The sequence below is a fragment of the Gimesia sp. genome, from assembly GCF_048262075.1.
In the GTDB taxonomy this organism is placed as follows: Bacteria; Planctomycetota; Planctomycetia; order Planctomycetales; family Planctomycetaceae; genus Gimesia.
Map to the genome: position 1 here is coordinate 41,280 of NZ_JBLXFK010000010.1, position 25,144 is coordinate 66,423.

Genomic DNA, 25,144 nt, shown 5'->3' on the forward strand with positions numbered 1-25,144 from the left:
TTGTATGTCATAGCTATGGTCCGTTCGAATTAAGAATCGCTGGTTGGGAACAGCTAAGTCAGCGTAGTCGCGCGGTACTGGTTTGTCCCCGACGTAAACAATTCGGGCAGCCAGGCAACTCCCAGGCCCGGAGTTTTCGGAATGACAATGCGTCCCTGTTCGACTTCAATCGGGGTGTCAATCAACTTGGGATATAGTATCCGCAGATGCGCCCGCAGGCTTTCCTGCCAGGCCACATTGTTCGAGCTGGCGGCAACGTGCACGCCGGATAACAGCGTTAAGGGTCCCGTACAATCATGCATCACGACGGGGACATTATAAAACTGCGCCAGACGGGTGATATTACGCGTCTGTGAAATACCCCCCACCCAGGTGGGGTCAATCATGACAAAGTCGGCGGCCCGTTTCTCCAACGCCAGGCGATAGTCATCAGGGCCGTTAAACATTTCGCTTACAGCGACCGGGATTCCCGCCTTATCGCGAAAGTCACTCAGCGTATCGACACAGTCGACCCGCAGCAGGTCTTCGGCCCAGAGAATATCATACTCCTGCAGACGTTTGGCGATCCGAATCGCCGGTGCAAGTTGAAAGAACCCGTGTCCGTCGATGATCAGTTCGATATTACTCCCCAGTGACTCCCGGATTTTCTGGAATGGTTCCAGTGCCCGCGTAATATCTTTTTGTGTGATCTGCAGGGGACCGTTGGTTTTATGCGCGGCGAAATCCAGTGTCCAGACTTTGAGCGCCTGGTAACCTTCCGAAATCAGCGAGCGGGCCAGTTCGACCGGTTCATTCACGGCAGACCAGTAATCATTCAAAGGCCCCTGGTTTCCTACGGATCCATATCCGGGCCAGGTATGAGTCGTTTTTTCCGCATTGGCGCCCCCATAAGAAGGACCGCCGCAACTGTTGTATGTACGAATCGATTCCTGGACACAGCCACCCAGCAGCTGCCAGACCGGCTGCGAAGTCGCCTGCCCGAAAATATCCCATAACGCGAGATCGATCGCAGAGATCGCACGCAATTCGGTTCCCCGCGAACCAAAGTTTGTCGCGCGTTCGTAAAGAAATCGCCAGTGTGCTTCGATATCCAGGGGATTCTTGCCCATCAGGTAATGCGACATCCAGTCGTGAATCATCGCGGCTACCGCATGCGGCGCATAATAGGTTTCACCGCAGCCGACGAGCCCTTCACTGGTATGAATGCGTACGAGCAGCAGACCGGGCATGATCGATTCCGCAATCGAAGTTTCTATTTTCGTAATCTGCATACGATCTCTTTCAAAGTAGGGGTAGACTCAGTGTCGAATTCAGTTTAATCGATCGATTCAAAGGGAAACAGTGGTTGGCGTCGGTACTGATATTGAAACTGTTCCATGTCGGCTGACGTGACGCCCGGCGTATTCACGCGAATCAGATTCGGACAGACTGGACTGTAAGCGGCCAGCGGAGCCTGCACTCCCTTGGCAATCAGGATCTGGTACTCGGCAGGATCAATGCCACACGAAGTCAACTGTCCCAGGCTGAACGGGGGCGTGCGATGACTGTTGAGCATGATCGTCAGGCCAAAACCGGTTTTCACGACTGCAGTGGGTCCCATCTGAAATTCGGTTTTACCCCCGTGTCTGACTTCCGGTTCTTTAAAATATCCGTCATGAACACTGACCACAGTCACGTCGGCGATCAGGGGCGCACCATGTAGATCATCGGTCTTGCCTCCCATTGCCAGTTGTGTCAGAGAGGCTCCTGGCCCCGCAGCGATTGCCTGTTGTGCCGCCTCGGGATCGTAGAGACAGGCGAAACTGGTGGGCCCGCCGCGCTGTTTGATCGCATGTAAAATCGTCGTGCCATCCGCGGGAGACCCGCCACCGATATTATCTCCCATGTCCAGAAAGCAGACTGGTCCCGCCAACTGTTCTGCTTGATCCAACGCATCGTCGATTCCCACCAGGTGTGCCTGGAATTCATCACGACGCTGGATCAACGTGTTGCCCAGCTGATCTGCCAGCTGTTGTGCCAGTTCTTGATCGTTATCAGTCACGACAATAAAACCTGAACCCATTTCGTGCACGTCGGCATAGGGAAACCCCAGAATGATGCTGTTGCTCAATACGCCTGGCGTCTTCAGCATTTCATCTGCCTGCTGATAGAGTGAAGCACACGGCTCTGATGAGGTATGCTGGCGCTCAATATTAATCGCGAGGGGTACGAAGCAGGCTGCCTGAGTCGGATTGACTTCCCCTTTCAGTATGCGCTGCATTAACCGGGCTGCTTCAATGCCGCGGTCGCGTTGGTCTATGTGGGGATTGGAACGGTACACGATTGTCGCATTACAGGCATCAATCATTGACTGCGACACATTCGCATGCGCATCCAGCGTACAGACAATGGGCAGATCCGGGCCGACTACGTCGCGGACCTGCGTTAGCCAGTACCCATCCAGGTCACGCGCCCCTTCACTGACTCCTGCACCATGGGGCGCGACCAGCAGACCATCCAGGGGACCCGCGTTTTTCAACTCTTCCAGCATCTGTTGCAGCAATGCTTCCACGGTCGGCTGGGAAATTGTGCCACCAGGTAGCGCACGGGCGACAAAAATCGGTACCGCTTCGATGTCCGTTTCTGAAAGACTGGCGAAAAATCCACCGATCTCATGTGCCGAATCTTTAAAAATGGGATAGATAGTGTCCCTGGTCGCCAGCACATCATATTCAAAATCCGACAGTTCCGTCGCCGACTGAATGAACGTATTGGACTCGTGTTGCAACGCAATGATTCCGACACGCATAAGCGGACTCCTCAATAAACCGGGCAAAACTTGAGACTACCAGAATTCCATAAGAAAACAGTCAGTTATATCTTAAAATGGAACGATGTATTCAGTATATTGGAACGTGGCTCTGGTTGCAAGCAGCCAGTAACTTCTCCGTTTTCTGTATTTCTGAATGTCAATCACAATGCTGGTTACCAAGGAAGTCACATCACTGGGCAAGGCATTTCTGGTACTTGAGGTGCTGGCAACTGCCGACGGTCCGCTGACATTGCTGGAAATGGTGCACGAACTCGGACTGCCCAAACCGACCATACATCGAATTCTGCAGGAACTGGTTGAGCTGGGATATGTGAGTCGCCTCGAAAAAGGCGTGTATCAGATTACGCCGAAACTCCGTCGGCTGGCTTCCGGTTCGCTGGAAGATCGCTTAACGGAACAGGCTGCTCCCCTGTTGAGGGAGCTGCATGAACTGACGGGCGAAACCGTCAATCTCGGTGTCTTGCGGGGCACTCATGTCCGCTATCTGAGCGTGCTGGAGAGCACCCATCCTTTAAGACGGATTGTCGAGCCCAGTAGCAGCGATCCCTTTTATTCGACCTCTCTGGGTCGGGCGATCACTTCGCAACTGACAGACGCAGCGTGGGATGCGCTAATCGCGCGAACTCGACTGGTTGCTCGCACCACGGAAACCATTATCGATATCAAACAGCTTCGTAAAATCCATCAACAAACCCAGGCCGATGGATATTCTGTCGAGCAGGATCAGAATGATGTCGGCGTCACCTGCATCGGAGCACCCTTGTTCGATGGTCCGCAGATCGTTGCCGCTATCAGTCTGAGTGTGCCCACCGCGCGTGCCGATGCAAAGGCGCTGCAGCGATTTATCAAAGCCGTGGTGCGGACGGCCCGGCAGATTTCTTTACAACTTCAACCCCAGACATGAGACAACCATGAATCAGACACAACCGGAAACCATCACGCTCGACATGATGCGGCAGCATCTGCACTCAGCCATCATCTGCGACGCCCTTGATTCGCTGGGATATACGAACCAGTCGCCGCGTAAAGAACTGCTGCCGATGACGGTGGAGTCGGTCGTTGTCGGACGCTGCAAAACCAGTCTCTGGGCGGACATGTACCACGTCGATCCCAGCCCGTACGAACTGGAACTGAAAGCGGTGGACTCAATCAACGCCGATGAAGTCTTCATTGCCGCTGCCAGCGGTTCGATGCGGTCCGGTATCTGGGGCGAACTGCTTTCCACCGCCGTCAAACATCGCGGCTGTACGGGTGCCATCATTGATGGTGCCGTTCGCGATGTTCGGCAGATGCGAGCCATGCAGTTTCCCGTCTGGGCCGTGGGCACGTCTCCCTATGACAGCAAGGACCGTCAACGGATTATCGACGTCGATGTGCCCGTGGAGATTGGTGGCGTTTACTTTGCTCCCGGCGATCTGGTGTTTGCCGACGTGGATGGCATCGCCGTCGTACCACAGGCCGTCGAAGCCGAAGTGATTCAGTCCGCCTGGAAAAAAGTGCACGAAGAAAATACATTCCGCGACAGCATCAAGAACGGCATGTCCGCGACGGAAGCGTTCGCGAAATATGGGATTTTATAACGTCTGCCGTTAATCGGCTTTTGCAGGGTTCCACCAGGCATCCAGTAACCGTCGCAGTTCTGCCAGTGACTCAGCAGAATCGGAGTCGTTGATCAGGTTCTTCGTCTCTCCCGGATCGTCTTCCAGATCGAACAGCACATCGCCGCTGGTGTAATTGTTCCACGTTTTCCCCTGCGCATTCGGGTTATGTGAAGTGATCAGTTTCAGGTTGCCTTTGCGAATCCAGCGGTGTGCGACTTCCCGTTCCGGCTGTTTCAATGCCGTCGCATCTCCCGGAAAGACTTCTCCATAGACGGCGCGATCTTCTGGCAATCCTGCTTCCCCTTGCGCCGAAGGCAGCAGGTTGACGCCGGGCAGCTTCGCCGCCGGTTTTTCCTGACCGGCTGCATGCAGCAGTGTCGGCACGATATCAATACTGCTGACCAGCGCCGTATGCGTGGCTGGTTTGGTGTGCCCGTCCCAGCGGATCAGGATGGGTGAACGCAAACCGTCCTCAAAGGGGGAACGTTTACTCGCTTTCGTATGATGAAAGTTCTCGCGTGGCTTCATCGGTTTTTCGCCCGGCGTCCAGCCATTGTCAATGACAAACAGGAATAGCGTGTTTTCGGAGTCGGCTTCCTGTTCCACAAACTGAACCAGTTCTCCCACGGTCTCATCGAACTGCGAACAGCTGGCGTAATACGCGATTTCATTTTTCGCGACACGTGGATTGTTGCGATACAGGTCGAAATATTTTCGGGGTGAATCGTGAGGTTGATGTGGCAGGTAGGGAGCATACCAGACCAGCCACGGCGTTGATTTCTGTTCACAGTCTTTAACGAAGTCATAAATCGGCTGCATCGTTTCCCTGCCGATCTTCAATCCCCAGTCCCCATTACCGTGCGCAGCCAGTGTGCCGTTTGCCAGTTTGCGATTCCCGCCGAACGACTGACCGGGCACCGGTTCGAAAATAGTCATGCCTTCAGTAAAACCGGCGTTGCGATAATGACCTTCCCAGAACTTGCCCGTCTGCAGACAGCGATAACCGTTCGCCGCCAGAATGCGGGGCAGTGTAGCGACGTTTTGGATCAGTTGAAACGCCTGGCTGCGGGTCGACTCGTATTCCCTGCGGGAGGTCATTTTATTGAAGGCACTGTTACCTGGTGGCGGATGATTGTAGTGAATTCCGCTTTGATGTGGATACAGGCCGGTCAGCAGAGTGGCCAGCGAGGGGCTGCAGACACTGGTCGGCAGATAACCATTCACATAACGGGCCGATTGCTGTGCCAGCCGATCAATGTGGGGCGTCTGAATCTCTTGATTGCCCATAAAACCGAAATCCCGAAATGTCTGATCGTCTGAAATGATCATTACGATATTCGGCTGACGGGCCGCTTCCGACACTCCGGTCTGACAGCAGGTGAGAAGGCAGAATAGAAAGAGCAGGTAGATGGTCAACCCGCAAAACCTCAATTCAGTCAAACGTGGCATGCTTCTCAAATCCCCCTACACCTTAAACGCTGGAACTGCTACATTAAGTCCAGCATACTGGCTGAGAAGACACCTGTCATTCCGGAATTGCGTTTTTGGTTTCTGCTTTAGCAGCCGCTTGGCGGAACTCAGCCCGTGTGAAGAATCCAATAATTCAGTACGGACCGGAAAAGTTGGAAAAACAGCGATTACAAATCGAATTCCACAGGGTAACATAGCACCAGCTATGGAAGGGATCCTGGGCTAAGTCATCTCACCATAGTTCTTTTCTTCCGTTCAATTCAGCAGACAACTACGCAATTCAGGTTTCAGAAAAGGAAAGTATTCCGTGAGCATCGATCCCATGACCTATCAGCCTGGCGGAGACAAAAAGAATTCCGAGTTTTTTGAAGACTACCGGATGAAGATTTTTGAGCGTCGTAAATCCAGCGGCATCGAAGACCTGCTGGGAACCATGCGCGGCATCGTGCTGCAGGTGGAGACGGGCGAAGTTCTGCCTTACCTGCATGAACTCTACCTGATGGGCCCTTATCGTTTTTCGGCGGCTTTCAGAAATAATACGCACAATGTGTATATCCTCACCTCGCATCCCGATTATCCGCGGATGTTCATCCTGGAACCGCTGGAAAAAGACTATGCCGACGAAATCACCATGTTCAATCGGCTCTACCCGCTCTCCAGCAAAAAGCCCAACGCCCGTTACATCGGTGAAATCTTCAGTACGAAAGATGTCAACGAGACGCGGAGCACACTTGAGTCGCACAGTGTCCGCTTCAATTATCACCACGAAACGAAAAATCCGTTCTTTACCGATGCGCATTTTGTCTTCACTTTCCCTTCCGATTTTACCTGTAACCGGGTCGGCTACACCCAGGAAGATATCGACGATTACGATGTGCTCCAACTGGGAAAACCTTTCGAACTGGCACCCGAAGTCATGGAGTCGCTGAATCAGGTGCTTGCGTTTGGCGAAGCTCACAAGCTGAATAAACTGGTGCTGGGTGTCGACCATCTGGCCACCCGGATTCTGGCCGGCGAACGGGAAGATGCCATCCTCGAGTTTCTGACCATGTCCAACCATTACTTCTGGGGTGCCTACAACATTTCGGAGATGAACTCCTCCACGAATGTGACGCGGAACGGCTACGTCGATAACGATAAAAAATCACCCGCCAAAGTCTTCACCGCCAACAACACCCCTTCCTTCGTGAACTCCTTCGAAAATCTGCCCATGCCAACCGAAGACTTCGTCCGCAATTACGGACGCCGGCTGCATCATATTGCCTATGAAGTGCTCGACGGCGATCATCGGGGCGGTGAAAAAAACGTGGACTACGTCGTGCAGACCCTCAAAGACAAAGGCATCCCGTTCCTGGCGCATGTCGTCGGGGAATGCCTGGATGAACCCAACCTGAAGCAGATTTTCTCCAAGCACTCCCAGTATTCGATTCTGATTACCGAGTACGTGGAACGCTGTCACAAATACGAGGGATTCTTCACCAAGTCCAACGTCGCCGCTCTGACCGAAGCCGCAGGCATCGACGAACGTTATGATCACGGGCATGTTTTCGACTGACAGACGTCGTTGACGTCCCCCCGGAATTCTGCGCTGTTCTACTCATACCAGGAATTGAGATCACTATGAATCAGACTTCTTCGAAGTTGCCACGGATTGTCGTCATCGGAGGAGGTTTTGGCGGCATCAATGTTGCCCAAGCATTCAAAAATGAAGCCGTTGAAATCGATCTGATTGACAAGCGGAATTATCACCTGTTTCAGCCCTTACTGTACCAGGTGGCGACGGGCGAACTGGACCCGGCGAATATCGCGGCTCCGATTCGTAAGATCCTCTGGAAGCAGAAAAACGTGCACGTCGCGCTAGGGGAAGTCACCGCGATTGACTTTGATAAGAAACTGGTCTGCTTTGATGGCGGCGAACTCGATTACGATTACCTGGTCATCGCCACCGGTGCCCGGCAGTCGTATTTCGGACATGATGAATATCGTGTGCACGCACCGGGGTTGAAGTCGATTGATGATGCGCTGGAAATTCGCAGGCGTTTATTCCTCGCCTTTGAAGAAGCAGAGTGGGAAGCGGATGAAGAAGCCCGTCGCAAAATTTTGACATTCGTCGTGGTCGGAGGCGGACCGACGGGGGTCGAACTGGCAGGCGCGATCAAAGAAGTGGCGTCTGAAACCCTGCCCCGCGAATTTCGAAATATACATTGTGATATGGCCCGCGTGATTCTTGTCGATGGCGGTTCGCGGCTGGTAGGCCCCATGCCCGAAGATCTCAGTGCGCTCGCCCAGAAAGTGCTGGAGAAAATGGGAGTCGAAATCCATTTGAACGTGCATGTGACCGATGTGACAGAAGATGGCGTGAAAATCGGCGAGGAAACCATTCAGGCGGAGAATGTGTTCTGGGCCGCGGGCGTGCAGGGACAGGATCTGGCGAAAACACTGGATACCGAAGTCGATCGAGGCAGCCGCATCGTTGTGGGGCCGGATCTGTCGATTCCCGGTCATCCCGAAGTATTTGTGGTCGGAGATGCCGCGCATGCGACCGATGCGAAAACCGGTAAACCGGTGCCCGGCCTGGCGCAGGGCGCCATTCAGACCGGTCGTTTTGTCGCGGACATTATCAAACAGGAAATCAACGGAAATGCCCCGAAAGAGCGGCCGCAGTTCAGTTATTATGACAAAGGTTCGATGGCGATGATCGGGCGCGGTAATGCCATCGCCGCGATCGGCAAAATCCATTATGGCGGAATTCTGGGCTGGATCTCCTGGAACATTCTCCACGTCATGTTCCTGGTCGGATTTCGCAATCGTTTCAAAGTCATGCTTGACTGGTGCTGGAACTACATCTGGAAAACCCGCCGCTCGCGACTGATTACCGGCGACCCTAAAGTCCACATCAAGCAATTGTATTCTGATCATCAACCTCCCGAGATCAAAGCCGACAAAAAGGAGCAGCACGAATCGGGGGAATCCTGAAATTTGTTAACGGAGCCGTGTGGGATGAAATATTTGCTTGCAGCTGTCCTGGCAGGGTTTTTAATTCTGGCGATGTTCGGTTTCATCTGGAAAACGGAAGGCGAATTTCGCCAGGCCGCCCTGGATCGGGGCTGGGATGGCGAACAGGATATGGGCATGGAACTGCCTGGTGATCTGTTGCAGCGAGTATCCGTCGCGAACCTGTTGAGAGTATATTCAATTCCCATTTCCGTCCTGCTGGTGGGGCTCTGCTTCGGGACTGCTTTCTGGATGGGAGGCTCCGGCGGAACAGATGAAGCAAATCAGCCGGTTGTAGCCGAAGAATAAAAATAGAGAAGAATCGTTACCAGTTTGATTTCAGCATGAGGAAGAATTTCATGGATACTGAAGAACACAAAGCAGAAAAACAACGAGGTTCTGCAGAAGCAGGACTGGTCTATTTTGGCGGAGTTCTGACAGGTTTTATCGGGATCATCGGATCTGTGATGGCATTTTTTAATGCGGAAGCTGTGGGAGGCAGTGTTTATCTGCTGGCTTCTGCCGTGGTCTTTGGTTTACTCGCCAATGCCATGTATCGCCATTGAATTAAATTCCAACGTGCAGCACAAAATGAGAGCCAGTGGAAGCCTGTCGGGCAAATTCGTGAAGTGTCGTCAGCACAGAGATCAGCCATGTTTTTTTTGATTTCGAGCACTTCATAGTAGCCGGCAGTTGAAGAATGGGTTGGAGGATCAGTGGTCCAGGGACCGGTCAGATGGATGAGATCGGGGGCACCTTGATAAAGCTCTTTGAGATGAAATAGAATCCGTTCCCAGTTTTCCGCTCCCTGTTTGTTGACGATGGTCGGGCCATAATAATTAAAACCGAGGCCGGTTTGCTTCTGATTGGAGACTGCGGGGTTTAGTGTGGGAATCCAGTTGAAACAGTCGTTAAAATAACGAAGCAGATCATCGGGAACACGCACGGGCGCATCTTTGCGACTCAGTAAATCATCATAATCTGAGTACGCGCGAGCGCATTCTGCAAATATCCAGAAATCATGATAAGGCCCGCTTGGCTGTACTGGTCTGTGACTCATTGTTTTTTATTCGGAGAAGGCATAGGTTGCAGCTGGTACGTGTTCGACAGGTATAATGTCAATTATTTACACCAAAAAATGATTTTAGTCTGGCAGGACCGATTTAAAACAGGCTACGATGGTTGTTCAGTATGTTCTGTCTTGTCGTTTCACCAGAAGGGAACTGGAAAATGTCCGTTCGCCCCTTGTTTCTAATGCTTTTGATCTTTCTGCCCGTTCACTTTACTCTGTTGCCTGTTCAGGGGGAAGACAACTCCAAAGCAGAGGCAGGCAAATCCAGTCTGGAGTTTCAAGGCAAAGGCCAGGTGATTATTCCAAAGTTGCGGTTTGACGGCGATCATCCGATAACGCTGGAAGCCTGGGCTAAACCCGAGGCACGGGATGACAATTACATTCGTGCGTCTGTGGTGGCAAATCTGCAGTTGGCGGGCGTGGGCATCCATTATTCGGACGGTCACTGGATGGTGCACTTCAATGAAGGTCGCAAGTCAAACGCCGGTTATGCCTCGGTCGTATCTGATGCAGAGGCGGAGCATGATAAACCGGTTCACCTGGCCGCCGTTTATGATGGCAAAAATGTGTTGCTGTTCGTCAATGGGAAAAAGCAGGAGTCCGTTAATGAAACGACCTTAAAGCATGTGGCCTCTCCCCATGATTTTATGATTGGTGCAGATCCGAACGGCACAGGTCTGCCTCATCAGTTTTTTAAGGGAGCTATCGACGAAGTTCGCATTTCCAAAGTTGCCCGTTATTCAGAAGACTTTGAACCAGCCCATCGCTTCAAGCCGGACAAGGACACCCTGGTACTCTATCACTTCGACGAAGGCACAGGCAATGTCGCCCACGATGAGTCCGGCAATCAATACGACGGCAAGATTAAAAATGCGGCCTGGGTGAAACAGATCATACCTGAGCCATGATTCGACGGAATATCTCAGGTTCTTGTCAATCGAGTGGAACGTCATTCAACCCGCGCTGAGATAAAAACCTGAAAATCCGGTTTCTGGTCTGAATCTTTGCAACTAAGCCCTCCTGGCTAACGTCTCTTCAGGCAAAGATACTTATTTCCTCATTTCAGGAGGTCCTGCCATGCGACGCGTCTTTCTGGTTTCATTGTCTGTCCTGTTGGTGGTAAGCTGTATGCCTTCCCTCGTCCGGGCTATGGGGGAAGAAACGTTTGGTAATCAACCGTTAAACGCGTTGAATTACAAGGACTGGCCGGGCATTGTGCCGGTCATCAATCATGAGAGCCGCGTCTATCATGTCTGGGTGAATGGAAACGAGTACGCTTATTACCGCGGCGAGATTGATGCGCTGAACGATGTCCTGCAGAAATTTGCCGCCACGAATCAGCAGCAGCATGAGGTCGTCCTGCGACCTGGCCCCGCTTCCACAAAGTCATTTCGACAGATAAAAACGATTCCCTTCCACTGGGACCTGCATCTGGTGGGCGGCATTGCCCGGGCCATGGCAAAGAAGGACCAGGGAGAAAAAATCTGGAACCCGTACCCGATGCTCAGCATCTATATCGACCAGACAATTCCGCTGGACCAGCTCAAAATTCCTGCTGGTGTGACTCTGCTGGAGTTAACGGATATGGAAAATCGGTTTTCCGGGGGGCTGACCAGTACCGATATCACCGTGCGTGGCTGGGATGCGGGCCAGTTGGCGCGACTCAATCCCTATAGTTCCAGTAATATGAATGCCATTGCGAAACTGCTGGATGACAACGAAATCTGGGTTCGACTGAATGCCGCCGGGGCGCTGGCTGTGTTTGGAAAAAAAGCGACCCCCCTGCTGCCAGATCTGAAGTCCAGGCTTGATACCGATGATGAAGCGTTGAAAAAACGTCTCACAGAGACGATCAAAATCATTGAGACAGCACCAGACAAATCGAAGGCGGACAAAGAGCATCAGGAAACGCTCAAGCAGATCAGCCAGTTTCTGAAGACGCGGGAAAGGTAAATTTCTTTATTGAAACCAGTCATGTTATAACGGGAGGAGAAACAATGCCGAACCGCAAACAGATCACGATGCTCTTTTGTTTTCTGGGACTATTATTGACGGGACAGCATGCCCGGGCGATTGAGTTTGGAATCGGGCAGTCGAAGGAAGAACTCGGGCTCAAATATGAGTTGTCCGTTAACGATCATGGTACCGGTCGCGTGACCGTGGTACTGGATATTGTCGATGCCGGGAAGCTGAAACCCATTAATTCCATTTCGCTCTACATTCCGGCTGAGGGAAAAACAGGTCGACCCGATCTGTTGGTCTCGCTGGCAACCAGAATGGTTGACGGAAAAACTCAGGTTCGGGCTCACCTGACAAAAGAACTGGCCGAGCGCGCCCAGTTGCAACTGAAAACAACAAGCGACCCTCGTACAGGCAAACCAACGCCACTGACCGGTTATTATTTTACTATCCACGTGGATGAATATTTCAGGGATAAAAAATAAAACGTTGGCAGTCTTTGAATGATTTATCGCAGTGCGCAAAAAAAAGCAGGCCAGCAGAGGGGCATCTGCTGGCCTGCTTCGAGAGCAATACTTCACTCCATCGTCCAGTATTGCGGTCAGGAAATAGTTCCTTATTTCTCAATCAAATTAGTTCGCTGGATTATTAGTCGGCAACGCCAGCACCAATTCCAGCTCCGATCGCTGCACCACGATTACCACCGATGGCACCTCCGATGCCAGCTCCAATGGCAGCACCTTGACGCTGATCACGATTCAAACCACGGTATCCACTACCATAGCGACCGTTAAAACCATTACCCCGGTTGTTGTAGTAACCTCGTCCATAACCACGTCCATTATAGTAGTTATTACGGTAACCATTTCCACGGTAGTAATTACGACCATAGCTATTGTTATACCCGGGATCATAGTATGTACCACCCTGGTAATAACTTCCGTTATCGTAATCGTTACTGGACTGGTAGTTATCATCGTCCTGATAGTATTCCTGGTCCATTGGCTGACCGGGTGAACGGTACGTAACGGGATCAAATGATTCCCACTGACCGTTATTATGGATCAACCAGGCACCCTGCTCAGTCTTGTACCACCAGTGACCGTTGTGGTGACGATAACGGGCACGGGTTGCATCATCGATATCCAGATGCGCGGTTCCCTGTCGCACGAAATCATCAATTTCGACATTGGTCTGGTTGTCAAAAGTCTGTGGGCGATTGGTCTGACGGCGCTGTGGTTGATTCACATCAAGGGCTGCTCCGCCTCGCACTCTTCCCTGCATTTCGACATTACCTGGCGTGCTTTGAATCGCACCATCGGCAGCATCAGGCGTCTGTGGGGGAGTCGGCAAGCCACGGGTATTTCTTTTCGCTTTGGCATCCACACCAGCGTCCGACTCATTCATGGACTTCAGCGGTGAATCCGATTCCAACTGTGATTTCGCATCCAGTTTTGACTTGGTATCCAGCTGATTATTATTCAATTCAGACTTTGAATCCAACTGTGAGTTGGCATCAATTCTGGTGTTTTTACCCGGCACTTTAGGAGCGGGGTTATTAAGCTGACCGGCGGCCTTGGACTGTGATTCCAGTTGTGCGCCTGCTCCTTCCAGGGGAGACTGCGCGGAGAGCAGAGCAGGACTGATTCCCAGAACGGCTGCAGCTGCTAATACTTTTATGTTTCGGCGTAACATTTCATTTCCTTCCATTTTGTTGTTTAGTAAAAAGTGGTTTTGTTCCTGGCCACAGAGGAAGGAAATTGCAAAGACTATGCCAACTTAAAAAATACCTCAAAAAACAACTAAAGTGCGACAGGTTGTCTGGAAAAGAAAGCGAATCTGCTGATTGTCGATCACACCACTGGATGATCAACGAGCAACTCGCTCTTAAACCTGCCAGAGAACCTGCCAGAGAACCTGCCAGAGAAGATGAAAGATTGCCCTTCGCAGGTTATTTAATAATAAACCGAAGATGTACGACGAGGAATATTTTTGGGGGCTGACGCAACAGAGAGGGTTTTCGTTCTTTATCTGATCGAATCAGAGTTTCTACTTGATCATGTGAAACCAGGGGTGCTGGAGCCAGTATTTCATAAATTCAGCATCTCCCATATGGTAGAACATGTTCAAACCATTGTGCTTGTTGTAGTGAATCTCATATAGCATTCCGCGGTAGTCAGTCAGATTTCCCAGCGTCCAGCCAAAATCGATGAGTCCCGAAAGTTCGCGGGCAAAATACAGACAGAGCTCTCCCAGAATATGATGATCCTGTGCCGAATTGCACATGGCTGCGAAACCAATCGAATCCTGAGGGATCCAACCAATCACTTCTGGAACCTCTTCCTCGATGGAGATTTGGAGTGCTTCGTCAGATTCTGGCCCTTCTGTATAAAGGAACGGGCGATCTTCTATCCAGAAATCGTATTTCCCCCGAACTTGAGACGAAATGCTTTCGAGGTACATCAGGATGTCGTTTTTTTTCACTTGCGTCAGAAGCTCAGGCAGAATAATGCCTGCAGAGGGGCCTGCCATCGTTTTCTCCTCCTGTATGCTGATGGAGATTCATTTCAGTGTCGGGGAGCAAGACACAGGAACAAGGCCGACAGGTTCGTCTAAAAAAAAGGATTACTTCATCTGACTCAGGACGATCTTATCGAACAGTTTATCGCTGAAGAGTCGTTTGACCCGGGGGAGCAGTTTGGCATCCAGGGTGGTTGCGTACCGGGTTTTGGGCTTCTTCGCTTCGATCGCTTTGACAACCGCATTGGCGGTGCTTTCCGGTCCCGGGCTTTTGGAGTAGAGGTCGCCGGTGAACTTACGGAAGGCGGCGACCAGCGGTTTGTACTCCTCCGCATGGTCCAGGCTGTCCAGTGTAGCAAACGCGACTTCGTCAAATTCGGTTTTGACGGCCCCTGGTTCGATTACGACCACTTCAATGCCCAGCGATTTGACTTCCATCCGCAGCGCATCGGAGAACGCTTCAACCGCGTGTTTCGTCGAGGCATACCAGCCCAGTACGGCGGTCGAGACATGGCCGACGACCGACGCGGTATTGATAATTCGCCCGGAACCCTGTTTCCTCATCTGCGGCAGCACGGCCTGCACGAGTCGGCCCATGCCAAACACGTTCACATCGTATTGACGCTGAATTTCTTCCAGGGGCACATCTTCAATCGTGCCATACGAACCGTAGCCCGCGTTATTGAACAGCACATCAATCCGCTGCTGTTCTTCAATCACCTTTGCAACACCTGCTTTGACCGATTCGGTATCCGTCACATCCATATGCATGATATGCGCGCCCAGGGATTCCAGGTCGCGCATTTTTTCGACCCGTCGGGCCGCGGCATAGACGGTAAACCCTTTCGCCAGCAGTTTTTCCGCAACCAGTTTCCCGAATCCAGCGGACGCTCCCGTGATTAATACCGTTTGCATGGTGTTCTGACTCCGTTCATATAACTGGTTCGATTGATTGATGATCCGACTGCAGCGGACGAATCAGCTTCGAATCGTATCAGACACCGATATGCTGTCAATCGAGGTCTCGCGCAGACAGATAGAACTCGCGATCATGCGCGTCTGCCTGGTCGAATAACTCTTCCAGCTTCTCGAACATTGCAAGAGTCGGTCGCAGTCTTTGCTGGACTTCTTCTGAAGTGGCTGCCTGACGTCGGAATTCTTTGAGAAGTGCACGGATCGTCTTGAGCCCTGCGCCGGCTGGATGCCAAACTTCTTCTTCAAAGGGAGCATATGTGAAATCGTCGAGTGGTGTGATGCCCAGTTGCTGGGCTAAGTCGAATGTGCCATGCCAGGCAAATTCTTCTGGATCGACGGCCTGAAAATGGTTGATACCGGGGATCGGCTCATCCAAAATGACGTACAGTTTTTCAAGACGAAAGTCAGCCATGTGAATTTCTCCGCATAGAAGAGTCTTTCATGACTCATTCGGATATTTCATAGATCACCGTGCAGAACTGGTGAGCTATGAAAGCTTCCTGGAAATCAATTCGCAACGAATGTTACAGTTTTTGTATCATGATTAAGGTATCTTCACGTGAATTTCTTAATGATACAACAACACTATGAGTGTCCGATGGCGAATTTCATTTCACGTAACTGCGTACGATCTTGCCTGCTTCAATTTCATAGACTGGAGCGCCATCCGGAAACTCAACATCTTGGAAGAATTTCACATCATACTCAGGATTCAACAAGACATCAGTGACAGTGTATTCTCTCTTCCATGAGACAACGGGCCTGTTTTCTTTACGAAGCGTGATCCCGTCCATCACAGTGATGGAACTGGTAAAAGGAAACCATCTCCCTGGCTGAATCTCTTGCAGATTTTCGAGCACAGCTTCCTCAATAGGAACGTCTTTCGAGTAAAAATAGTTATAGCTTTCAGTCTTTATTGGAAGATAGTTTCTGTCAGCAGCAAGCCAATAGGCTCGTCTGCCTGTCGTTCTTTCTGTAGATGTTCCTTTATTTCTGACATGATCAAGAGTGATCTTGTGGCATCGCAAACCATTTAACGTTTCTTCTCCCCCGTAAGATGCTGTCGGAAACAGGTTCGAAGCAACATCTCCCTTAGTTCCACGCGGATGCGCAAGAATTGCTTCACGACCACTTAAAAATGTGGATAACGGCACAGCGGTACGAGCCCACCGGAGAGGGATCGTGTGCGGATAGAATCCGCGGTAGTTGTAAGCCGGACCTTTAATAATATTTCCGACATAGTTGTGCCGCAGTTGGAGAAGGCGGGTGAGTTCTCCGTCGTATCCTGTTTTTTCATGAATTCCTGTTTGCTTTGGATCGGCAGGAGGCCCTGTGCGTTTCCCCTCGTAATTAAGATAAAACATCCCATTCTGAACAACCCAGCGACCTTTAATATCAGATGCCTGTGGAATGTCAGCTTTCTGCACTTCCGGATAATACTTCTTTCGGTAGGTTTCACGCCAATGAACTTCTACATTGTCATAAAATCCTTCGTTCTCCCGCAGGTTTACGAGAATCGCCTGTAGTCGGTCATTGCTGTTTGCTAACGTCGGGGAATCAAAAGACATTAATATCAGAAGAGCAAATGAGAACCAGCACCAAGGGCCGAAATGAACCACTCTCTCCCATGAAAAGATCAGTCTCATGATATTTTCCTTTATGTAAAAGCATTCATACAAGTCATGAATTATCTGCGCTCTTCTCCTGCGTCCCATCACCCATCCTCCTGAAAACTACGATTTGATTTTACATGATAACAGAAATGTCAAAAGGTTTTTTCCTCAGGATGTGAGACAGTGTCTGGTTTTACCGTAGCGCTTCGGGGGTGTATGGGACTGCAGTCATAGTACGAGAGATGCTATGTTAAGATATAATGAGTTCCTGGACTTTCCTGTTGTGAACATTACTCTCTGTGGCTTTGTTGGACTCAGTATTCGCTGGAGGACAAACAATGGTAGAGAAGAGGCTGTTGTCAGACCTGATCATTCTCTTTGACGTTTGTCTGCCGCTCGTGAATCTGGGCCTGCCGGATGTAGACATCAATGTCAAAGCTGTCATACAGACAAGCTCGCAGTAATGCAAAACGCTGGGCGGTCAGAGAAGTGGTTATGGGATCTGAATACGAGGGGAATGCATTCCACCCTCCGCTCTGGCATTCTCGATCATTGAGACTGGCTCGAAACCACCACTGACCTCCATCCAGAATCTGCATGCCTACATCGATAGGATTGTAATCATCTCGCCAGATCCAGACATCAAGCAGATTCAGTGCAGCAAAGAAAGAGTCCAGCTGTATCTGGGAGACGGGAATGCGTCTGTTAATTAGGCCCGCGTATTTCTTGCTGCCACGATATCGCAGTTCACCCTCTTTCAGTCGCCACGAATATTGTCCGATCAACTCCTGGTTTTCACCTAATTCAAATGCTGGATCGATCATTACGATGCCCTCCTGATCTAAGGTCTGTATGTTGCTGTTCGGATTTCCTGACTCTTTGCTGGACTTTGATTGAGACACTTTAAGGCAGAGTTTTCTGATGATCGCTTACGATTTCAAAATAATCATTTTGCCTGATAATAATCTGATATTTGATTTGGGAAATTAAATACCCACTGCGCACAAAAAAACGCTCGCTGTCAATGATGACAACGAGCGTAGTAAGCGAGGCCGACGGGACTTGAACCCGCAACCCCCGGATCGACAGTCCGGTACTCTAACCAATTGAGCTACGGCCCCTTACAGGTGGTCGGAAATGATAGGCGATCATTTTCGTGATTGCCACTCATTCGACACAAAATTCATGAGAATGTTCGAAAAATTCTCACGCAGACACAGACGAATCTCGTCTTGTTCTGAATTCAATATACCGCGACTTTCCATAGACAGCAAGTCATATGAGAGTCGTATCTTAGGAATCGGAATTCCTAGCCGGACTCATTATAAAATCAGTCTCGGTTTCCCACAGAAAACAAAAGTTCTCCCCGACTCGAGGTCAGTCTGTGATAGTTGTGCGGTAAAAATCATTTGCAGCAGCTACGCCGGCCCCGGGGGAAAGTTGATAACCAGCGTGCAGCAGGCATTGTTCCAGGGCTGCCAGAAACAGCAGTACATGGCTGCTCTGGCTGCTTTCACCCATCAGGCCAATTCGCCAGGTTTTACCTTTCAAAGGTCCCAGACCACCGCCGATTTCAATGCCGAACCGTTTCAGCAACTGGCCGCGAATGGCAGCGTCATCCACGCCATCCGGGATATTGACTGCGTTCAACATGGGAAGTTGATGGTCTTCGGCGACCGCAAATTCAATTCCGATCGCATTCAGACCGGCTTTCAGGGCACAATGGTTAGCATAATGACGCGAATAGCGGTTTTCCATGCCCTCCTCGAGGACCAGGCGAAGTGCCTGATGCAGGCCAAAATTCATGTTAATCGGTGCAGTATGATGATAGGCGCGTGAATCACCCCAGTAGGAACGGACCATCGACATATCCAGATACCAGCTGGAAACCTTCGTCTTTCTCGCGTCCATAGTGGCGACCGCGCGGGGACTGAAAGTCACGGGAGAGAGCCCGGGAGGACAGCTCAGGCATTTCTGGGTGCCACTGTAGGCAGCGTCGATATCCCATTCATCAATCTTGACGGGCATTCCGCCCAGCGACGTCACACAATCGACGAGCAGCAAAGCGTCGGCTTCGTGAACGGCTTTGGAAATTTCTTTCAGAGACTGGGCAGCACCGGTCGAAGTTTCCGCATGCACAATGCCCAGAACTTTGGGTTTCTCTTTCTGCAGGACATCAATTACTTCTTCTACAGAGAAGACTTCCCCGAACGGGCGATGAATCTGCACGACTTCGGCCCCAATTCGACCAGCAACATCTGCCATGCGGGCGCCAAATACGCCGTTCGTACAGACAACAAACTTGTCACCCGGTTCCAGCAGGTTAACCACACAGGCTTCCATTCCGGCACTTCCTGTGCCACTCACTGCGAGTGTGAGTTCGTTCGTTGTGTGGAAAATGGTTCGCAGCATATCCTGAACTTCATCCATCACCTTCAGAAAATAGGGATCGAGGTGTCCTACAGTCGGTGCGCCCAGTGCAGCCAGCACACTGGCGGCAACATCACTGGGACCAGGGCCCATCAGAGTACGACGGGGCGGAGCAATCGGGGGATGCAGATGATGTTCGATGGTCATGAGAGTGGCTCTTTACGATTTGAAGGACTCAAAATAGATTAATTTCTGTAATTGATGTCTATGGTTTTTCGGTTACCAGTCGGCTGATCTGTTTAAATTCCGCAGTACCAGCAACCTCACACCATTCAAACAGAATTGATTCGGTGGTTGTGATGCAGGCACCGGAATTTTCCATGCGTTTGATCGCAATCTCCCAGTCCAGTTGATTTCGACTGGCAATCGCATCTACTGGAATGATAACGCGATAACCGGCGGCTAACAAATCCAGCGCCGTCTGCTGCACGCAAATATGCGCTTCAATTCCCGTCAGTACAATCCGGGTGCGGCTGTCGATGGTATTCACGGCGGTTTCCCAACCTAAGCATTCGGCGGCACTGAATCGCAGTTTTTCTTTGGAAGCCGGCAGTAATTCTGCTAACTCAGGAACGGTTGCCCCCAGTCCTTTGGGATATTGTTCGGAGCAATGCAACGGGATTTCAAACAGTGCGGCTGCCTGAAGCAGTTGACGGATACGCTGAGTCAGCTTCTCTCTATCCGGAATCACCGGCAGCAGTTTTTCCTGAACGTCAACCACGACCAGCTGGCATTCCTGGTGCGACAGGAGATCAATGCTGCGTGGAATTAAGTGGGAAGACTCTGACATGAATAGACCTGACTCCAATAAGAACCTGAACGTGAAACAGGAACAAAACAGCAATTCTCAACCTGCTGAGTTCATGCCGTGTTCTGCTTTAGGCACTCTCTCAGCTTTCGAATTCACTACGGCGTTGGTAAAATGCGTTTGCAGCTGTACCCTAACAAAATCCGAACCAGTAGTGAAGCATATGAACCATCCCCAAAATGTTACATCGGCCCGGCAACAGTTTGTCGTGATCACTCTTATGTATTTCATGCTAACCGGACTGACAACACTGTCTGCTGCAGAAAAACCGAACTCATCCCCAGCAGACCCCAGTGCGAAAACAGAGCTGTTAAAAGTGTTTGTCAAAGAGCTGGTGCCGATCACACCTGGAAAAGGGAAGTTTCCCCGGTCATTTCAAATGGGTTCCACAAAAGGGGAACCTTCAGAAAGACCTGTTCATAAAGTTACACTGTCTGATGATTTCTGGATGAGTAAATACGAAGTGCCTCAGAATCTGTATCAGGCTGTGATGGGAAACAATCCCAGCCGCTGGGGAGGCCCCCGCAATTCAGCAGAAATGTTCGACTGGAAAACAGCCAGGGATTTCTGTGTCAAACTGACTAAAGATTTAAGGGAAGCAAAGCTGATTGCTGCCGATGAAGAGGTTCGACTGCCCAGTGAAGCGGAGTGGGAGTACTGCTGCCGGGCGGGGACCAACACGGAATACAGTTTTGGTGATCAACCTCAGAAGCAGGGAGATGAGGGGAAACTGGCTCGAATTCTGGACGAATATGCATGGCATACAGGAAATGCAGCAGGAAATGACCCTCCCGTGGGGGCCCTGAAGCCGAATCCCTGGGGTTTGTATGATATGCACGGTTACTTGTGGGAATTCGTCGCTGACCCCTGGCATGACAACTATGAAAATGCGCCCGGAGATGGCAGTGTCTGGGGCTCTGTAACCGTTGATAAGCCTGTCGTAGTGCGTGGCGGCGCCTGGACGGACCGATACGACCGCCTGCGATCTGCCTGTCGAAAGCGAGAGGCAGCAACTTCAGTCAGTCCTGCACTGGGGTTACGATGTGTGAAAGCAAAAGTGAAAAAATCGGAAAACTAGGCCCTGCGAATTGCAGGTATGCTGCAGCGGTGATACTCTTTTAATTAGTCCGGCAGGTTTTTGAGCCTGAATTGAAGAAGTAACTGCAGTCGGGTGGATGTCTGTCTGCGGCTGGCCTGACGAGCCTGTGAAACATTCCTGTATCTTGAAGTAAGTAATTAGGCGAGAAAGTTCATCTCCCATGAGTTCAGAACGACCATCTACTGAAGAAGTCAATACGAGTGAAGAAGCTTTGGAAGCGAAATCACCAGCCGATCAGGACCAGCCAGCCGCTCCCCAGGAGTCCGATGCCGGCGTGAATGAGGCAACCTCTTCAGCTCCCGCTGAAACTCCTCAAACCGAAACACCTGCGGAACCAGAGGCTGTGAAACCACAGGATACGGACACAGCGGAACGCAAAGTCCAGTTGAAGCCTAAGGTGGATCCGGATCAGTTCAAAGCAATTCCTGCAAAAGGTTCCAGTTCCGCTCCTGCTCCCAAAGAAGGTGATGCAGGATCAGCCGTAGAACCTTCAGAGGAACAGCTTCAGGAAGCGGCCATGATGCAGATTGCAGAAGCAGCCGAGCCGGTCGATATTCCTCCGGCAGTGGATGATCTGGACGGTGATCTGGAAGCGGAACTTGCAGCCGCTTTATCCGGTCAGGGAGCCCAGGAACTCGCCAAATCGCTGAGTGATGAAGAAGTCGCTGCCGAAGCAAAGTCAGAGGACACTGAAACACCTGCCGCTCCTGCTGCAAAATCGGGAACCGCAGAAGAAGGCATTGGTGAAGGAGATCGTTTAAAAGGGATTGTGGAATCAATCAACAACGATGATGTCTTTATTGATCTTGGTGCAAAAGCAATGGGAGTACCAGGAATGGTGCCCCTGCGTCAGTTTGGCGATAAAACACCTGTGATCGGACAGGAAGTAGGCGTCAAAGTAACCAGCATTAAAGAAGCAGAAGGACTGATCCTGCTCTCGCTGCCACGTGGTCACCACAAGCCTGCTGGTGACTGGGATGCGGTCTCTGCCGGTCAGGTAGTTGAATGTGTCGTCAATAAATCAAACAAAGGGGGGCTGGAAGTCAACGTGGGAAGCCTGCGAGGTTTTCTACCCGCCAGCCAGGTCGACCTGTATTTTGTGGGCGATCTGGAACCGTTCGTAGGTCAGAAGCTGACGGTTCAGATCACGGAAGTGAATCCCAAGAAACGTAATCTGGTTGTGAGTCGTCGTAAGTATCTTGAATCAGAACGCGAAGAAATTCAGAAAGAGCTATGGGAAAAACTGGCCATCGGTCAGGAACATACCGGGACCGTGAAGAATATCAAGGATTACGGTGCTTTCGTGGATCTGGGAGGCATTGATGGTTTCCTGCACATTGGCGAGATCAGCTGGAACCGGATCAAGCATCCTAAAGACGCTTTGAGCGAACAACAGCAGATCAATGTAAAAATTCTCAAGATCGACAAAGAAAAAAACCGCATCAGCCTGGGAATGAAGCAACTGCAGCAGGACCCCTGGCAACTGGCCGAGGATCGTTATGTGACCGGGTCAACGATCTCCGGCAAGGTGACCCGTACCACAGACTTTGGCGCTTTCATCGAGCTGGAGCCAGGTCTGGAGGGCTTGATTCATATCAGCGAACTGGATCATCGTCGTGTGAAACGGGTAACGGAAGTACTGACAACCGGGCAGGAGACTTCAGCAAAAGTTCTGGAAGTCGATCCCAGTCGAAAGCGGATCAGTCTGTCGATTAAAGCTTTGGTCGATAAGCCAGAGGAAGTGGTAGAAGAACAACCCACTTACGAGCGCAAACGCAAAGGACCACTTCTGGGTGGGAACGCAGATGAATCAGCCGGTGGTGGAGGTGGCGGTCTATTTGGTAATCCCAACGATTTCAAATAAGGAATCTCTTCCGCATTACATAATACAGCCAGAGCCTTTTAAATCGCAGAAGGCTCTGGCTGTTTCTGTATTGTAAACGGGTACTCAATTCTCAGATCACAACGGATTCCAACAGCATTCTCAGTTTTCGTAGTTCCAGCGCCCTGTCAATATCTTTCATCAGCTCTGGAAGAATTTCAACTGAGAGAAACTGGTGAAATTCCTGACGTTCCAACATGCTGATCAGGCGACTGTAATCGATCTCTCCCAGGCCGACCGGAACCTGAATCTGGTCGGCGGTTGAATCGCGCAGATGAATGTGACAGACATACGGAAATACCATGTCGTATGACGTAGTACTGTAAGGGCCACAGGTGTAGTAACTCGGATCCAGTGTCAGGCCTAAGCCTTTCACAGACTGACAGAGTTCTGTCGCGGTACGCGGGTCTTCGGTCAGTTGACCTGTTTTGGTTTTGATGGAAAGTCGAATACCATCGCGACTGGCAATTTCCAGTAATGCTTTGAGCCGGTCAATTTCCGTATTAAACGGTGTACCCATTGGGGAAGCCGGGATGGTGATCTGTGCGATCCGCAACATCTTGGCTGCCTTGCATAAGGATTTGAACGCATCTGGTGTGATGTCGTTCTCCAGGCAGAACGCGATCGGGGTCAACCGGGTGGCTTCCCGAAAACGTGAATAAAAATCTTCCGGTGACGAGACGACTTCAGATGGTTTCAGATGATTACTTTCTTCACTCATCCAGATTTCGATTTTGTCGAACTCCAGATCGGTGAGACGCTCACAACTGACTTCAAATGTTTCATCAGAAAAGCAACGTGATGATGCAGCTACAAACACGCCGAACACTCCCTTGTTGGCTAAAGACAAAGCTATATGAGCACTTCGTCACAGACGATGTCTTGCCTGAAAAAATCTCAAACTTTAAAACAACCCACTTTATCTATTTTATGTATACAGTCTTATAGAGTAGGAAACTACGATAATCTATCCCGGTTTTAACGATTCTGCAAGGTCGATCAGTTTTGAATATTACACCGGTTTTCCGATTCTTGGTGATTTTAACTATTGTTTGACTCGGAATGGTCGATAAAAGAATTAAGTATTTTGTAGACCATTTACGATCTTAGACCAGTTCAGTGTCCACAGAATTCTCAGCAGGTATCACTCATACCCAATGTCGAGCGCGAACGGAAACACGCTCAAATTCAGAAAAACCGGGGGAAAGGAAGCCAATGAAGCCTCACTTGTTATGTAAAATGGCCGCTTGTCTGATTCTACCATTGTGTGTGGGATGCTCGAATAGCCAGGTCATTCGGGGTCAGTCGGCCGACGGAGAGTTCCTGATGCAGCAGCAGGCAAAAATGGTTAAATACCAGCAGGCTATGCACAAGCAGTATGCTGGTCAACAGGCCCCCATACAGCAGATGGGTCACCACTATCGGGGTGGTGCTTACTGTCCACCCGGAAACGGTGGTGCTTATTGCCCACCAGGAGCAGGTGGCTGGAAAACCGGTCACAAAAATACCTATCATCAAAATAAACGTCCAAGGAACTATCAGACATACAAATATATCCCCCCTGCAACCGTTTATCCGCAGCAAAATCAGCCCCTGGGGATTGTGCAGTATCCTTACTACACGCACAAAGGACCAGATGATTTCTTCCTGAAATAAGAAATCAGACTGTTGTACAACAAGAATTAAAGAGCTGATTGAGTTTCGACTCAGTCAGCTTTTTTTATTTTCAAATGAGGGATGAATCGTTTTCCGGTTTTTATATATAATCTCTGCAAAGCGAACCGAGTTCCCGTATTCCAGAAGATTTCCAGAACGCATCACATTTTACCATAGCGTCTCTCAAATTATTATACTCGGTTCAAATAGCCCTGGAGACGCTACAGTAAAACTGGACACAGTCTAATCCTTC

At 50.5% G+C, this 25,144-nt stretch carries 25 protein-coding genes and 1 tRNA gene; 12 read left to right on the forward strand and 14 right to left on the reverse strand.

Annotated elements, in window-relative coordinates:
• Window positions 1-53 precede the first annotated feature (53 nt).
• On the reverse strand, window positions 54-1,271 hold the full coding sequence (locus ACN0YH_RS18865) for a mandelate racemase/muconate lactonizing enzyme family protein (RefSeq protein ID WP_417381138.1): 1,218 nt from the start codon (window positions 1,269-1,271) through the stop codon (window positions 54-56).
• Between the two features lie 44 nt (window positions 1,272-1,315).
• Window positions 1,316-2,788 carry a M81 family metallopeptidase gene (locus tag ACN0YH_RS18870; RefSeq protein WP_417381139.1) on the reverse strand — a complete coding sequence of 491 codons (1,473 nt, stop codon included), beginning with the start codon at window positions 2,786-2,788 and terminating at the stop codon, window positions 1,316-1,318.
• A gap of 157 nt (window positions 2,789-2,945) precedes the next feature.
• Between ACN0YH_RS18870 and ACN0YH_RS18875 the strand changes: the two genes are divergently transcribed.
• Together ACN0YH_RS18875 and ACN0YH_RS18880 are read left to right on the forward strand one after the other, a co-directional pair.
• Window positions 2,946-3,716 (forward strand): IclR family transcriptional regulator, encoded by a 771-nt coding sequence (locus tag ACN0YH_RS18875; RefSeq protein WP_417381140.1) that lies wholly within the window; start codon window positions 2,946-2,948, stop codon window positions 3,714-3,716.
• 7 nt (window positions 3,717-3,723) lie between these two features.
• On the forward strand, window positions 3,724-4,392 hold the full coding sequence (locus tag ACN0YH_RS18880) for an RraA family protein (RefSeq protein ID WP_417381141.1): 669 nt from the start codon (window positions 3,724-3,726) through the stop codon (window positions 4,390-4,392).
• Between the two features lie 9 nt (window positions 4,393-4,401).
• Here ACN0YH_RS18880 and ACN0YH_RS18885 read toward each other — a convergent pair whose 3' ends face one another.
• Window positions 4,402-5,862: a sulfatase-like hydrolase/transferase gene (locus tag ACN0YH_RS18885; RefSeq protein ID WP_417381142.1), complete on the reverse strand. Its 1,461-nt coding sequence runs from the start codon at window positions 5,860-5,862 to the stop codon at window positions 4,402-4,404.
• Between the two features lie 343 nt (window positions 5,863-6,205).
• Here ACN0YH_RS18885 and ACN0YH_RS18890 point away from each other — a divergent pair, with 343 nt between their 5' ends.
• The 4 genes from ACN0YH_RS18890 to ACN0YH_RS18905 all read left to right on the forward strand — a co-directional run bounded on the left by ACN0YH_RS18890 (window position 6,206) and on the right by ACN0YH_RS18905 (window position 9,443).
• On the forward strand, window positions 6,206-7,438 hold the full coding sequence (locus tag ACN0YH_RS18890; protein WP_417381302.1) for a hypothetical protein: 1,233 nt from the start codon (window positions 6,206-6,208) through the stop codon (window positions 7,436-7,438).
• A gap of 65 nt (window positions 7,439-7,503) precedes the next feature.
• On the forward strand, window positions 7,504-8,859 hold the full coding sequence (locus ACN0YH_RS18895; RefSeq protein WP_417381143.1) for an NAD(P)/FAD-dependent oxidoreductase: 1,356 nt from the start codon (window positions 7,504-7,506) through the stop codon (window positions 8,857-8,859).
• Window positions 8,860-8,883: 24 nt separating this feature from the next.
• Window positions 8,884-9,186, forward strand: coding sequence for a hypothetical protein (locus ACN0YH_RS18900; protein WP_417381144.1), 303 nt, complete (start codon window positions 8,884-8,886; stop codon window positions 9,184-9,186).
• A gap of 50 nt (window positions 9,187-9,236) precedes the next feature.
• On the forward strand, window positions 9,237-9,443 hold the full coding sequence (locus ACN0YH_RS18905; RefSeq protein WP_417381145.1) for a hypothetical protein: 207 nt from the start codon (window positions 9,237-9,239) through the stop codon (window positions 9,441-9,443).
• On the opposite strand, the gene ACN0YH_RS18910 is transcribed toward ACN0YH_RS18905, so the two are convergent.
• Window positions 9,383-9,937 (reverse strand): hypothetical protein, encoded by a 555-nt coding sequence (locus tag ACN0YH_RS18910; RefSeq protein WP_417381146.1) that lies wholly within the window; start codon window positions 9,935-9,937, stop codon window positions 9,383-9,385. The genes ACN0YH_RS18905 and ACN0YH_RS18910 overlap by 61 nt on opposite strands.
• 170 nt (window positions 9,938-10,107) lie before the next feature.
• Here ACN0YH_RS18910 and ACN0YH_RS18915 point away from each other — a divergent pair, with 170 nt between their 5' ends.
• The 3 genes from ACN0YH_RS18915 (at window position 10,108) to ACN0YH_RS18925 (ending at window position 12,393) form a co-directional block, all read left to right on the forward strand.
• Complete coding sequence (locus ACN0YH_RS18915; protein WP_417381147.1) at window positions 10,108-10,857, forward strand: LamG domain-containing protein; 750 nt, start codon at window positions 10,108-10,110, stop codon at window positions 10,855-10,857.
• A 169-nt stretch (window positions 10,858-11,026) separates the two neighbouring features.
• Complete coding sequence (locus ACN0YH_RS18920) at window positions 11,027-11,902, forward strand: hypothetical protein (RefSeq protein WP_417381148.1); 876 nt, start codon at window positions 11,027-11,029, stop codon at window positions 11,900-11,902.
• Window positions 11,903-11,946: 44 nt separating this feature from the next.
• Window positions 11,947-12,393, forward strand: coding sequence for a hypothetical protein (locus ACN0YH_RS18925; RefSeq protein WP_417381149.1), 447 nt, complete (start codon window positions 11,947-11,949; stop codon window positions 12,391-12,393).
• 163 nt (window positions 12,394-12,556) lie between these two features.
• Here ACN0YH_RS18925 and ACN0YH_RS18930 read toward each other — a convergent pair whose 3' ends face one another.
• The 9 genes from ACN0YH_RS18930 to ACN0YH_RS18970 form a co-directional block, all read right to left on the reverse strand.
• Window positions 12,557-13,603: a hypothetical protein gene (locus tag ACN0YH_RS18930; RefSeq protein ID WP_417381150.1), complete on the reverse strand. Its 1,047-nt coding sequence runs from the start codon at window positions 13,601-13,603 to the stop codon at window positions 12,557-12,559.
• Window positions 13,604-13,957: 354 nt separating this feature from the next.
• A complete protein-coding gene (locus ACN0YH_RS18935; RefSeq protein WP_417381151.1) occupies window positions 13,958-14,440 on the reverse strand; it encodes a DUF6368 family protein in 483 nt (160 codons plus the stop codon).
• 93 nt (window positions 14,441-14,533) lie between these two features.
• A complete protein-coding gene (locus ACN0YH_RS18940) occupies window positions 14,534-15,343 on the reverse strand; it encodes an oxidoreductase (RefSeq protein WP_417381152.1) in 810 nt (269 codons plus the stop codon).
• A gap of 97 nt (window positions 15,344-15,440) precedes the next feature.
• Entirely contained in the window at window positions 15,441-15,815 is a 375-nt protein-coding gene (locus ACN0YH_RS18945; RefSeq protein WP_417381153.1) for a hypothetical protein, read from the reverse strand.
• A gap of 196 nt (window positions 15,816-16,011) precedes the next feature.
• The gene (locus ACN0YH_RS18950; RefSeq protein WP_417381154.1) at window positions 16,012-17,049 is read right to left on the reverse strand and encodes a hypothetical protein; all 1,038 of its coding nucleotides are present in this window, start codon (window positions 17,047-17,049) and stop codon (window positions 16,012-16,014) included.
• A 326-nt stretch (window positions 17,050-17,375) separates the two neighbouring features.
• Entirely contained in the window at window positions 17,376-17,840 is a 465-nt protein-coding gene (locus ACN0YH_RS18955; RefSeq protein ID WP_417381155.1) for a hypothetical protein, read from the reverse strand.
• A gap of 223 nt (window positions 17,841-18,063) precedes the next feature.
• Window positions 18,064-18,137, reverse strand: a tRNA-Asp gene (locus ACN0YH_RS18960).
• A gap of 256 nt (window positions 18,138-18,393) precedes the next feature.
• Complete coding sequence (locus ACN0YH_RS18965) at window positions 18,394-19,593, reverse strand: pyridoxal-phosphate-dependent aminotransferase family protein (RefSeq protein ID WP_417381156.1); 1,200 nt, start codon at window positions 19,591-19,593, stop codon at window positions 18,394-18,396.
• 58 nt (window positions 19,594-19,651) lie between these two features.
• Window positions 19,652-20,236, reverse strand: a complete 585-nt coding sequence (locus tag ACN0YH_RS18970) for an isochorismatase family protein (protein WP_417381157.1) — start codon at window positions 20,234-20,236, stop codon at window positions 19,652-19,654.
• A gap of 181 nt (window positions 20,237-20,417) precedes the next feature.
• Here ACN0YH_RS18970 and ACN0YH_RS18975 point away from each other — a divergent pair, with 181 nt between their 5' ends.
• Window positions 20,418-21,332 (forward strand): formylglycine-generating enzyme family protein, encoded by a 915-nt coding sequence (locus ACN0YH_RS18975; RefSeq protein ID WP_417381158.1) that lies wholly within the window; start codon window positions 20,418-20,420, stop codon window positions 21,330-21,332.
• A gap of 181 nt (window positions 21,333-21,513) precedes the next feature.
• The gene (locus ACN0YH_RS18980; protein ID WP_417381159.1) at window positions 21,514-23,217 is read left to right on the forward strand and encodes a S1 RNA-binding domain-containing protein; all 1,704 of its coding nucleotides are present in this window, start codon (window positions 21,514-21,516) and stop codon (window positions 23,215-23,217) included.
• A gap of 91 nt (window positions 23,218-23,308) precedes the next feature.
• Here the strand turns inward: ACN0YH_RS18980 and ACN0YH_RS18985 are convergent, their stop codons facing one another.
• The gene (locus ACN0YH_RS18985; RefSeq protein WP_417381160.1) at window positions 23,309-24,055 is read right to left on the reverse strand and encodes a sugar phosphate isomerase/epimerase family protein; all 747 of its coding nucleotides are present in this window, start codon (window positions 24,053-24,055) and stop codon (window positions 23,309-23,311) included.
• A gap of 395 nt (window positions 24,056-24,450) precedes the next feature.
• Here ACN0YH_RS18985 and ACN0YH_RS18990 point away from each other — a divergent pair, with 395 nt between their 5' ends.
• Window positions 24,451-24,891, forward strand: coding sequence for a hypothetical protein (locus tag ACN0YH_RS18990; RefSeq protein ID WP_417381161.1), 441 nt, complete (start codon window positions 24,451-24,453; stop codon window positions 24,889-24,891).
• The last annotated feature ends 253 nt before the right edge of the window (window positions 24,892-25,144 follow it).